Source organism: Viridibacillus arvi (genome assembly GCF_001274945.1).
Taxonomy (GTDB): Bacteria; Bacillota; Bacilli; order Bacillales_A; family Planococcaceae; genus Viridibacillus; species Viridibacillus arvi.
Window position 1 is genome coordinate 1 of sequence record NZ_LILB01000009.1, and the last position, 11,809, is coordinate 11,809.

Consider the following 11,809-nt stretch of genomic DNA (forward strand, 5'->3'; position numbering starts at 1 on the left):
TGGGGGTTTCCCCCTGTGAGAGTAGGACGTTGCTAGGCACATTAAAGCACAGCTGATTTAATCAGTTGTGCTTTTTTATATAGAAAATAGTTATAATAAATGTGGAAATTGAGGATTTTATCATGACTATTGCATTTAAAGGTTATAACAAACGATATGCGAAGTTATTTGGCAAGTATTAAATCACTGAAGAATCGATAAAATTTCCTAAATCGCCATTAGCCACATATCAGTTATGTAAAACAGAAATAGATATGCATCCAATTATTGCGATTTATAATGGGGAATAGTAAGCTTCTTTGTTTTGCATAATATATTAGGTGTGAAGCCATACTTAAATAACTCCAAAATAATTTTATTTGGCTATTGATCAACAGATATCTGAATCTTAGAAAAGGTTATGCAAAAGTATACTATCTTAATTATAGATGTATATTAAAGGAAAATATAACTTATTCAATAGTTCTAGCAGTTAATGTTGGAAATATAGTTGCACAGAAATTTTACAAAAAAGTAGAATTTGTGTATAAAGGTATAAGAATTCAAATTGAAAATAGTCCATCAATGCTTATGAGATTTTCGTTGTAATAGCCTTTAGGAGCATGATTGATATGTGTTGGTAGTCTTACATTAGATTCTAATTAAAACGCTAAAAAACGCTTAAATAGGGCTTTTATGATAGTTAGAGTTACTGTAATAAAATATAGGTATATTTAAGTGCAAAATAATTAAAACTTTTTTCCTTAAATAGCTTGAAATGTTTTAATATGCTGTTATAATAATATTTGTGTTCGACAAAAGTAACATCTAAAGAAGCGATAATATTATTGTTCCGAAGTAGCTCAGTGGTAGAGCAATCGGCTGTTAACCGATCGGTCGTAGGTTCGAGTCCTACCTTCGGAGCCATTTTTATGCTTCCATAGCTCAGCAGGTAGAGTGCTTCCATGGTAAGGAAGAGGTCACCGGTTCGAGCCCGGTTGGAAGCTTTCAATTATTTATCAAGAAGTAGAAATATATCGAATTTTGTTTAATAAGATGAAATTTTTAATATTTTTTAAATAAAGTATTGCATTTTTATTTAAAGGATGTTAATATAATTCTTGTCCTGTTTTAAGCAGTACAGCATTCATGGCCCCTTGGTCAAGCGGTTAAGACACCGCCCTTTCACGGCGGTAACACGGGTTCGAATCCCGTAGGGGTCACCATTTTTTAAAATTATTTTACATATCCATGGAGGATTAGCTCAGCTGGGAGAGCACCTGCCTTACAAGCAGGGGGTCGGCGGTTCGATCCCGTCATCCTCCACCATATTTTTTTTCGGAGGGGTAGCGAAGAGGCTAAACGCGGCGGACTGTAAATCCGCTCCTTCGGGTTCGGCGGTTCGAATCCGTCCCCCTCCACCATTTTTTATATAAAACATTCATTATTCATTGTTGGGGTATAGCCAAGCGGTAAGGCAACGGATTTTGATTCCGTCATGCCCTGGTTCGAATCCAGGTACCCCAGCCATTTTTAGTTTTATGAGCCATTAGCTCAGTTGGTAGAGCATCTGACTTTTAATCAGAGGGTCGTAGGTTCGAATCCTACATGGCTCACTTTCATATAAAATTCCAACCTCTTTCTACAAAGTGTAGAAAGAGGTTTTTTTTGTGGTTAATAGTATAAAAAATAAGGGATACCCCTATACACTCCAAAGGGTATTTTTAGTAGAGTGCGTAACTTTGTACAACTACTGATAAATTTAATTTAAAGGATAGTGCAGTATTTACTTTAGTTGCAAAATGGTTCTTTATTTAAGTGTTTGATTGTTTGTATAAATATTCAGAAATTTGTGGGGTTGAGCCAACATGATTGTAGCATTTACAATATAGGTAATTCACAAAGGGGGAATAAAATAATGCATAAATTAAATATTTCATTAATAGGTGTACCAATGGATCTTGGTCAAACACGTCGTGGGGTTGATATGGGACCAAGTGCAATCCGATATGCGGGCGCTGTAGAAAGATTAGAAGCAATGGGCTATGAAGTGATAGATGAGGGTGATATTCAGATTGGGGTATCTGAGCGTGAAGTATCAGTCGATACAAACTTACGAAATTTATCAGCTGTAACTGAAGCCAGTACAAAACTTGCAAATAAAGTACATGATGTCGTTTCAGAAAATCACTTTCCACTTGTACTAGGTGGGGACCATAGTATTGCAATAGGTACACTTGCAGGTTTATCAGATCATTATGAGAACCTAGGAGTTATTTGGTATGATGCGCATGCAGATTTGAATACAGGTGATACATCACCATCAGGTAATATTCATGGTATGCCACTAGCTGTAAGTATTGGCCTTGGCCATGAAAAGCTTGTAAACATTCGTGATTATGCTCCAAAAGTGAAACCTGAGAATATTGTTATTATTGGTGCTCGCTCAGTGGATCCAGGTGAACGGGAATTAATAAAAGAAAAAGGTATCAAAGTGTACACGATGCATGAAATTGACAGAGAGGGTATGACTAAAGTTATTCAAGATGCAATTATTTACTTAAGAGGAAAAAATGTAGATGGATTGCATTTGTCGTTGGATTTAGATGGAATCGACCCACTTTATACGCCGGGTGTTGGGACACCTGTTCTAGGAGGTATTACATATCGTGAGAGCCATTTAGCGATGGAGATGTTATATGAATCAGAAATGATTACCTCAGCTGAATTTGTAGAAGTAAATCCAATCCTAGATGAAAAAAACAAAACGGCTGATGTAGCAGTAGCTTTAATGGGATCGTTATTCGGTGAAAAATTAATGTAATATAAAAGGACGGGAATACCCGTCCTTTTATAATTGCCGAAAAGTGTAGGGTTTTTGAAAAATGGGAACTTATTGATAAGTAGTTTAGTCTTGAATAGAAGAGTTTCTTATGAATTTGGATCATTTTTACTTACATATTTGTTATAATTATGGAAGAAGGGTTTTTTTGTAGTTATAAAAAAACTTTCGAAAAAATGAAACTTACATTATAAGCGACTCGTATATAGAATAGCAGCCGCATGGGCGGAGGGAAATCACGATGGACGCATTAATCAACAAGAGAATAAAACAAGTGCTGAAAGGCGATCAAAGTGCGTATTCTGATATTGTGAGCCTCTACCAGCAAAAGCTGTACCAAGTTTGTTATCGCATGCTTGGCAATCGACATGAAGCGGAAGATATAGCGCAGGAGGCATTTGTTCGTGCGTATATTAATCTTCATACTTTTGATTTGAATCGAAAATTTTCGACTTGGCTGTACCGTATAGCGACGAATTTATGTATAGACCGTATAAGGAAGAAGAAACCGGACTATTACTTAGATGCGCAAGTTGCTGGAACGGACGGTCTAGATATGTATTCTCAAATTTCTTCATCAGATAGGTTACCTGAGGAAGAAGTAGAAAGAATGGAGCTGCAGGAGCGAATTCAATACGAAATTAGCCAGTTGCCAGACAAATATCGAACAGTCATTGTCTTAAAGTATATAGAGGAATTGCCATTGCAGGAGATTAGCGAGATTTTGGATATGCCACTTGGAACAGTCAAAACTCGAATTCACAGAGGGCGTGAAGCTCTGAGAAAGCAATTAGGCAATCTGTAGGAGGGATTTCACTATGAATGCGTGTCCAAAACATATTGGTGAATACATGCATGAATATTTAGATGGTGATATTAGTCGTGAACACGAAATCGAGCTAAAAGCACATTTGCAAAGCTGTGATAACTGTCGACAACATATGCAGGAGCTAAATAGCACAATTGCCTTTGTCAAAAGTGCTGCCGTCGTTTCAGTACCTCTGGATTTCAAGCAAAACGTTATGATTCGTCTACCTAAAGGAAGATCGGGAGCCGGTGTCCAAAGATGGCTACGTCGTCATCCTATATTCGTTGCAGCAGCAATGTTTTGTATTTTAATGAGCGCCTCACTTCTTACAGGCTTTAATGATAATAAGGAATTTTCAGTGACCAAACAGCCAAACTTAGTTGTAGAGGGGCAAACAGTCATCGTACCTGAAGGGAAGACTGTGACAGGTGATATCGTAGTGAAGAATGGAGATATCCTTGTAAAAGGTTCGGTAGATGGTAATATCACAGTGATTAATGGTCAATATATGGCTTCAACAGCAAATGTCACAGGTCAAATAGATGAGATTAATCAAGCATTTGAATGGCTTTGGTACAAAATTAAAAATGGTGGGAAAGAAATACTTTCATTTTTAGGGAAAAACGAATAGAACAAATGAAAAAGTCTACTGTTTGAAGTAGACTTTTCTGTTTCATCTCAGCAAGTAAAGTAAGAGTTGTGCTATACTGAACACATATGCACTCGCTAGAAAAGTGGGGGATCCACATGTCTTTTATTAATGAAATTTCACAATTTACCGACAATGTATGGATTAGAATGCTGATGAACATTCTAGACATTCTTTTAGTATGGTTTGTTATTTATAAAATTTTAACCTTAATAAGAGGAACAAAAGCTGTCCAATTATTAAAGGGAATATTCGTCATCATTATTATTCGTATTATTACTGTATATGCAGGGCTAAATACATTGGGATGGATGATGCAACAGGTTATCAATTTTGGTTTCCTCGCTATTATTATCATATTCCAACCTGAGTTACGTCGAGCACTTGAACAACTTGGTCGTGGTAAGCTATTTGCCCGTAGTAATTTACAAGAAGATGAAGAGCGTACACGCTTGGTAAGCGCGATGTCAAAGTCTGTTAGTTATATGGCAAAGCGACGTATTGGAGCGCTTGTTTCAATTGAACGCGAAACAGGTTTGAATGATTATATAGAAACAGGGATTCCGATGTTCTCTGAAATTTCGTCTGAATTACTGATTAATATCTTCATACCTAATACTCCATTACATGATGGAGCAGTAATCGTTCAAAAGAACAAGATTGCGGCTGCGGCTTGTTATTTACCATTATCAGAAAGTCCATTTATCTCGAAAGAATTAGGTACACGTCATAGAGCCGCTATCGGTATCGGTGAAGTGACTGATGCCATAACAATTATTGTTTCAGAAGAAACAGGAGCAATTAGTTTAACGGTTAATGGAGATTTACACCGTGACCTTTCAATCGAAGAATTTGAAGCACGTTTACGTAAAACGTGGTTTGGTCCGGAGCAAGAAGCAACAAATACCTCTAAGTGGAGCTGGAGGGGAAATAGAAAATGATGGATAAATTGATTGAAAGCCCATGGTTTTTAAGAATTACAGCTCTGACATTAGCGATGCTCCTATTCTTTACTGTTCAGCCAAAAGAAAAAGATAGTTCTGATGGTTTCTCATCAGGTACACAAGCGGACGTGCTTCATAATGTACCCGTACAGGTTTACTATGATGATGAGAGTTTAATCGTTACGGGAGTTCCAAAAACCGTAGATGTTACGATCAAGGGTCCAATGGCTATCGTTTTACAAACGAAAGCAGTGAGTGATTATACTGTATTCGTAGATTTACGTAAGCAAACAATTGGAGAACATAAAGTAACGATTCAACATGAAAATTTTTCTGATAAGCTATCAGTACAAATAGACCCATCAACAATTGATATTTCAATTGAAGAAAGAGTCACAAGGACATTTAAAATCGATCCGGAAATTAATGAAAGACTATTAGCAGAAGACTATTACGTGAAAAGTATGACGGCGAATCCTAGCACGGTAACAGTTACTGGCGCTAAAAGTGCAGTAGATAGCATAAGCTATGTAAAAGCGACAGTTACAGGAGAGCAAGGACTAAAGAGTTCCTTTGAACAAGAAGCGAATGTCAAAATACTAGATCGTGATATGAACAAATTAGATGTCCAAGTGAAGCCAGAGAAGATTAAAGTGAATGTTGACATTGGAGAGTATACTAAGGAAGTACCTGTCGTCTTAAATCAAAAAGGGACGCCAGGTAAAGATATCACGATAAAGTCATTGACGCCTATAACGAGCAAGATGACTTTATTCGGATCAAAAGCTGCTCTTGATAAAATGGAACAACTTAATGTTGATGTGGATGTATCTAAAATCAAAAACTCTGGTATCTTTAAAGTAAGTATAGATAAGCCAGAAGGCATTTCACGGTTGTCTGATGACAGCATTAAAGTCCAAGCTGTGGTTGAGAAAAACGAATCAAGTACAAATGAAGAAGCAATTAAAGATGAAAAACAAGAGACTGATCAGGAAGAGACTTCATCAACTATAGGTTCAAAAGAATTTAAGAATGTACCTGTTGACGTTCGAAACCTAGATGAGGATTATAGTAGTAATTTTATTACACCAAAGAACGGTTTAGTTACATTAACTGTTCAAGGTGATGAAAAAGAGTTAGCAAATCTAGATATCAATGATTTCGATTTATATATTGAAGCAGCAGATAAGCACAATGGCAATCATAAGCTACCTATTCAAGTTGATGGACCGAGAAATTTGACCTGGTCACTTTCTAATAACATCGCCAATCTTCGAATAGAACGAATATCTTAAACGAATTTGATTGAAGAATCGTAGATAGTTTTGAAGGAGAGAACAAAATGGGTAAATATTTCGGTACAGACGGCGTCCGCGGAGTCGCCAATAGTGAGCTGACGCCTGAGTTAGCATTTAAACTCGGTCGCTTCGGTGGATACGTTTTAACGAAAGAAGCCACAGGACGTCCAAAAGTATTAATTGGTCGTGATACACGTATATCTGGACAAATGCTTGAAGGAGCGCTTGTAGCAGGCTTGCTGTCAGTAGGAGCAGAGGTAATGCGCCTTGGTGTCATTAGCACACCTGGAGTGGCTTATTTAACACGTGTTATGAGTGGTCAAGCAGGAGTTATGATATCAGCATCTCATAACCCAGTCGCAGATAATGGTATTAAATTCTTCGGTCCAGATGGTTTTAAGCTTACTGACGAACAAGAAGCTGAAATTGAAGCCTTATTAGACCAAGAACAAGATGATCTACCGCGCCCAACAGGTGGTGACTTAGGATCATTAAGTGATTATTTAGAAGGCGGCCAAAAGTACATTCAATACTTGAAACAGACAGTAGAAGAAGAGTTTACAGGTATTCATATTGCATTAGATTGTGCACATGGTGCAACATCTTCACTTGCAGCTCACCTATTTGCAGACTTAGAAGCAGATCTATCAACAATGGGTGCTTCACCAAACGGCTTAAATATTAACGAAGGTGTAGGTTCTACACATCCTGAAGAACTAGCTAAAATGGTTGTTGAAAAAGGCGCAGATGTCGGACTTGCATTTGATGGTGATGGTGACCGATTAATTGCTGTCGATGAAAAGGGTAATATCATTGACGGAGATCAAATCATGTATATTTGCGCTAAACACTTCCAGGAAAAAGGACGTTTAAACAAAGATACAGTTGTCTCTACGGTTATGAGTAACATGGGCTTCTATAAAGGATTAGAAGAGCATGGTATGCAAAGTATCCAAACTGCAGTAGGTGATCGTTATGTTGTAGAGGCTATGCGCGAAGGGGATTATAACTTGGGCGGAGAGCAATCAGGGCATATTGTTTTCCTTGATTACAACACAACAGGTGATGGCTTACTAACAGGGTTACAACTTGTTAATGCGATGAAATCAACAGGCAAAACCTTATCTGAGCTAGCAGCGGAGATGACGATTTTCCCTCAAAAGTTAATTAATATTCGAGTAACAGATAAATACGCTGTTACAGAAAATGAAAAAGTGGCAGCAGTAATTGCTGAAGTAGAGCAAGAAATGAATGGTAATGGTCGTATCCTTGTAAGACCATCAGGAACGGAACCATTAGTTCGAGTAATGGTTGAAGCATCAACAACTGGAAATTGTGCAGCTTATGCAGAACGAATTGCGGTTGTTGTAAAAGAAGAAATGGGATTAACTGAATAATAGAAGAAAAGGGCAAGCATATTTCAAGATGCTTGCCCTTTTTGTATTTTTAATCATATGCAATTAACTAACTTCTTAACCTCATAACTCAGAGTTTATCAATGGGGTCATGTATAATGTTAAACTCGTAGAAATAGTAGACCAATCATCAGACTACGTTGAAATTAAATGTTAATGTTTAATTTACTCCAAATGTGGAATAGTTTTAGTGTAGGGTTGATAATGTACCCTTATTCAACAAACAACTTAGGAGTGATTGGAAATGGCAAAAGTAGCAACAGTCATAACGAATATGTTTGAAGATGTGGAATTTACGGATCCTGCAAAAGCTATGAGAGACGCTGGACATGAAGTATTTACAATTGAAAATGAAGCAGGTAATCAAGTAGAAGGTAAGCATGGTGAAAAGGTAAAAATTAATTACGCCATTGATGATGTAAAACCAGAAGATTTCGATGCATTATTTATTCCAGGTGGATTTTCACCGGATTTACTAAGAGCTGATGACCGATTTGTCAATTTTACAAAAGCATTTATGGACGCAAGAAAACCAGTATTTGCGATATGCCATGGCCCACAATTATTGATATCCGCGAAGACTTTAGATGGCCGTGGAGCAACTGGCTATAAATCAATTCGTGTAGATATGGAAAATGCGGGAGCGATTTATAAAGATGAGGAGGTTTTCGTTTGCCAAAATCAATTGGTAACAAGTCGTACACCTGATGACATTCCAGCATTCAATAGAGAATTGCTAAAATTATTGGATAAATAATGATGAATCAACCGTTAATGTATATACTTTAACGGTTGATTTTTATAAAAATAGGGGAACAAAAAATGCAATTTGAACGTATAATATAGTGGGAAATATTATTTTTCCTTGTAAACCTTTTCAAAGCATGTTTCTGATTGACTATGAATAGTGATTTAAGTATGATGAAGTTGCTGCTGTATAAAGAGATAATCTTTATACTAAAATAGTAGCTGCGCAGAAGGAGGAATCAAAAGTAGCGCATAAAACAAAGGAAAACAATTATAGCGCCAGCGCTGAAGAAATTGGACGACATAAATCTTCAGCAGACGAGGTGGAGGAGTATCGAAAGTTTCGGCGGATGCCTCCCGATCGCCATTGCCCGATCGAAATTTTGCTTATAAAACGTTTGAGTAATCGAACGGACAAAGAAGCAAAATGGCAAAGACACAGCAGCATAAGAACGTTTCCCCGACTTCTTAGGAAGACGAGGTATACTTTCTTGCGGCTAATTTTGCAAACTTCGGAGGAATTTAATATGTGTGGAATTGTTGGATATATCGGCTTTTTGGATGCGAAAGAAATCCTTTTAAAAGGCCTTGAGAAATTAGAATACCGTGGATACGACTCTTCAGGTATCGCGCTTCGTAATGAAGCGGGGATTACAGTCTTTAAAGAAAAAGGACGTATCGCTGACTTACGCGCAGTAGTAGAAGAAGACGTTCTAGCTAACACGGGAATTGGTCATACACGCTGGGCAACTCATGGCGTGCCAAACCAACTAAATGCGCATCCACATCAAAGTGCATCAGGTAGATTTACACTTGTGCATAATGGTGTTATTGAAAATTATCATTTATTACAAGAAGAATTTTTACAAGGCGTGGACCTGAAATCTGATACAGATACAGAGGTTATTGTGCAATTAGTTGAAAAGTTTGTGATTGATGGAATGACTACAGAAGAAGCATTCCGTCATACTTTAGCTTTACTACACGGTTCATATGCTATTGCTTTACTTGATGCAGCGGAAGAAGAAACAATCTTCGTCGCTAAAAACAAAAGTCCATTACTTGTAGGTATGGGTGAAGGTTATAACGTCGTGGCATCTGATGCTATGGCAATGCTACAAGTAACAGATCAATTTGTAGAACTCCATGATAAAGAAATCGTAATCGTACGAAAAGAAGCTATGACGATTAAAGATCTAGATGGCACAGTAGTAGAACGTGCCCCATATACAGCTGAGTTAGATATGAGTGACATTGAAAAAGGCACATATCCTCACTACATGTTGAAAGAAATCGATGAACAACCAAGTGTTGTCCGCAAAATCATTCAAGCTTATGAAAATGAACAAGGTGAACTTGCTATCGACCCTGCAATTGCAGAAGCATTGCACGAAGCAGACCGCCTATATATTATTGCAGCAGGCACAAGTTATCACGCTGGTTTAGTAGGGAAAGAATACTTCGAGAAAATCGCACGTATTCCAGTTGAAGTGCATATCTCAAGTGAATTTGGCTACAATATGCCACTACTATCTGAAAAACCGTTATTCATTTTCATTACACAATCTGGTGAAACAGCAGATAGCCGCCAAGTATTAGTGAAAATTAAAGAGCTTGGTTACCCAACGTTAACAATTACAAATGTACCTGGTTCAACATTGTCACGTGAAGCAGATTATACAATGCTATTGCACGCCGGCCCAGAAATTGCTGTAGCCTCTACTAAAGCATATGTAGCTCAAGTAGCGGTACTAGCAATTGCGGCATATGTAGAAGCAAAATCTCAAGGAATAGCAGTAAATTTCGATCTAAAAAAAGAATTAGCGATCGTAGCGAATGCAATTCAGTCAATCGTTGATTCTAAAGAAGTCTTTGAATTTGCATCTAAAGACTATTTGTCAACAACACGTAATGCATTTTTCATCGGTCGTAATATGGACTACTGCGTTAGTGTAGAAGGCGCATTGAAATTAAAAGAAATCTCTTATATCCAAGCAGAAGGTTTTGCTGGAGGAGAACTAAAACATGGCACAATCGCTCTTATTGAAGAGGGCACTCCAGTAATAGCGCTTGTTACACAAAAATCGGTTAGCCTGAACATCCGAGGTAACGTAAAAGAAGTCACAGCACGTGGTGCCAACCCATGTATCATTTCTATGGAAGGTATGGAACAAGAGGGCGACGCAATCGTCCTGCCACAAGTACACCCATTACTAACACCACTTATGTCAGTAGTGCCATTACAGCTTATAAGCTACTATGCAGCACTATACCGTGGTTGCGATGTAGATAAACCACGTAACTTGGCTAAGTCGGTTACGGTTGAGTAGGGAATAACTTTTTTAAGAATAAAATGTGGATTTGAAATAAAGTCGTACCGTTTGTAAAAAAGATGGACTGTTTAAAATAAAGTTATACCGTTTTACCCCTTTGGATTTTTTATCTAAAGGGGTGTTTTGTTGTAAAAGGACTAACCTTAATTAAGTAGTTCAGTGTAAACTGAATTTATAGAAATAATTGAATGATATATGGAAGTTTGTGAACAAATGTACTTAAACTAAAGGGGATATGCACTAATGAAAAATATATTTAATCATATGCATACAGCAGAAATTTTAAAGCGTATTGATAAATTGAGTCCAAATTCACAACCACAATGGGGAAAAATGGATGTTGCCCAAATGCTAGCGCATTGTTCATCTTTCCAAGATATTGCGATGGGAAATTCTTTTCCACCAAGGAGTTGGTTAGGAATAATAGTAGGGAGGTTTGCAAAACAGATCGTTTACAATGACAAGACATTGCCTCATAATATGTCTACTATTCCAACCATTTTGATTGCAGATGATAGAGAATTTGAAGCAGAAAAAGAAAAGCTTAAACAGAAAATTATCACATTCCAAAAAAACGGACCAGAGAAGTGCACAACTCACCCGCATCCTTTTTTTGGGAAACTCACTTCTGAGCAATGGGGGAAAGGAATATACAAGCACCTTGACCATCATTTTAAACAGTTTGGAGTTTAAACATTGAAAAGCAAACGATGTGCATCGCTAGTTAGTTGGATAAGGATTACTGAAATGATCAAACTTTTTTATACAAGCCAAACTTAAATCGGCTGGATAAG

The 11,809-nt window shown here is 37.3% G+C and carries 9 protein-coding genes and 7 tRNA genes; all 16 read left to right on the plus strand.

Annotated elements, in window-relative coordinates:
• Positions 1–831: 831 nt before the first annotated feature.
• Positions 832–906, plus strand: a tRNA-Asn gene (locus tag AMD00_RS21140).
• A 7-nt stretch (positions 907–913) separates the two neighbouring features.
• Positions 914–986: transfer RNA gene (locus tag AMD00_RS21145), tRNA-Thr, on the plus strand.
• Positions 987–1,130: 144 nt separating this feature from the next.
• A tRNA-Glu gene (locus AMD00_RS21150) sits at positions 1,131–1,205 on the plus strand.
• Between the two features lie 27 nt (positions 1,206–1,232).
• Positions 1,233–1,308, plus strand: a tRNA-Val gene (locus tag AMD00_RS21155).
• Between the two features lie 11 nt (positions 1,309–1,319).
• Positions 1,320–1,403 (plus strand) — tRNA-Tyr (locus AMD00_RS21160).
• A gap of 31 nt (positions 1,404–1,434) precedes the next feature.
• Positions 1,435–1,509, plus strand: a tRNA-Gln gene (locus AMD00_RS21165).
• Between the two features lie 13 nt (positions 1,510–1,522).
• A tRNA-Lys gene (locus AMD00_RS21170) sits at positions 1,523–1,595 on the plus strand.
• A 302-nt stretch (positions 1,596–1,897) separates the two neighbouring features.
• Positions 1,898–2,803, plus strand: a complete 906-nt coding sequence (gene rocF / locus AMD00_RS21175; RefSeq protein ID WP_053418993.1) for an arginase — start codon at positions 1,898–1,900, stop codon at positions 2,801–2,803.
• A 259-nt stretch (positions 2,804–3,062) separates the two neighbouring features.
• Positions 3,063–3,626, plus strand: coding sequence for an RNA polymerase sigma factor SigW (gene sigW, locus AMD00_RS21180; protein ID WP_053418994.1), 564 nt, complete (start codon positions 3,063–3,065; stop codon positions 3,624–3,626).
• A gap of 13 nt (positions 3,627–3,639) precedes the next feature.
• Positions 3,640–4,260 carry an anti-sigma factor family protein gene (locus AMD00_RS21185; RefSeq protein WP_053418995.1) on the plus strand — a complete coding sequence of 207 codons (621 nt, stop codon included), beginning with the start codon at positions 3,640–3,642 and terminating at the stop codon, positions 4,258–4,260.
• Positions 4,261–4,376: 116 nt separating this feature from the next.
• Positions 4,377–5,219, plus strand: coding sequence for a diadenylate cyclase CdaA (gene cdaA / locus AMD00_RS21190; RefSeq protein ID WP_053418996.1), 843 nt, complete (start codon positions 4,377–4,379; stop codon positions 5,217–5,219).
• A complete protein-coding gene (locus AMD00_RS21195; protein WP_053418997.1) occupies positions 5,216–6,517 on the plus strand; it encodes a CdaR family protein in 1,302 nt (433 codons plus the stop codon). The genes cdaA and AMD00_RS21195 overlap by 4 nt, the downstream gene beginning before the upstream one ends.
• 47 nt (positions 6,518–6,564) lie before the next feature.
• The gene (gene glmM / locus AMD00_RS21200; RefSeq protein ID WP_053418998.1) at positions 6,565–7,917 is read left to right on the plus strand and encodes a phosphoglucosamine mutase; all 1,353 of its coding nucleotides are present in this window, start codon (positions 6,565–6,567) and stop codon (positions 7,915–7,917) included.
• Between the two features lie 262 nt (positions 7,918–8,179).
• Positions 8,180–8,692, plus strand: a complete 513-nt coding sequence (locus AMD00_RS21205) for a type 1 glutamine amidotransferase domain-containing protein (RefSeq protein WP_053418999.1) — start codon at positions 8,180–8,182, stop codon at positions 8,690–8,692.
• Positions 8,693–9,209: 517 nt separating this feature from the next.
• The gene (gene glmS, locus AMD00_RS21210) at positions 9,210–11,012 is read left to right on the plus strand and encodes a glutamine--fructose-6-phosphate transaminase (isomerizing) (protein WP_053419000.1); all 1,803 of its coding nucleotides are present in this window, start codon (positions 9,210–9,212) and stop codon (positions 11,010–11,012) included.
• 246 nt (positions 11,013–11,258) lie between these two features.
• On the plus strand, positions 11,259–11,708 hold the full coding sequence (locus AMD00_RS21215; RefSeq protein ID WP_053419001.1) for a DUF1569 domain-containing protein: 450 nt from the start codon (positions 11,259–11,261) through the stop codon (positions 11,706–11,708).
• The last annotated feature ends 101 nt before the right edge of the window (positions 11,709–11,809 follow it).

What these genes read in the sequence shown, in the direction of transcription:
- AMD00_RS21195 (WP_053418997.1), top strand. Translation starts at nt 5,216, where the DNA reads ATGATGGATAAATTGATTGAAAGCCCATGGTTTTTAAGAATTACAGCT.
- sigW (WP_053418994.1), top strand. Translation starts at nt 3,063, where the DNA reads ATGGACGCATTAATCAACAAGAGAATAAAACAAGTGCTGAAAGGCGAT.
- AMD00_RS21205 (WP_053418999.1), top strand. Translation starts at nt 8,180, where the DNA reads ATGGCAAAAGTAGCAACAGTCATAACGAATATGTTTGAAGATGTGGAA.
- glmS (WP_053419000.1), top strand. Translation starts at nt 9,210, where the DNA reads ATGTGTGGAATTGTTGGATATATCGGCTTTTTGGATGCGAAAGAAATC.
- rocF (WP_053418993.1), top strand. Translation starts at nt 1,898, where the DNA reads ATGCATAAATTAAATATTTCATTAATAGGTGTACCAATGGATCTTGGT.
- AMD00_RS21215 (WP_053419001.1), top strand. Translation starts at nt 11,259, where the DNA reads ATGAAAAATATATTTAATCATATGCATACAGCAGAAATTTTAAAGCGT.
- AMD00_RS21185 (WP_053418995.1), top strand. Translation starts at nt 3,640, where the DNA reads ATGAATGCGTGTCCAAAACATATTGGTGAATACATGCATGAATATTTA.
- cdaA (WP_053418996.1), top strand. Translation starts at nt 4,377, where the DNA reads ATGTCTTTTATTAATGAAATTTCACAATTTACCGACAATGTATGGATT.
- glmM (WP_053418998.1), top strand. Translation starts at nt 6,565, where the DNA reads ATGGGTAAATATTTCGGTACAGACGGCGTCCGCGGAGTCGCCAATAGT.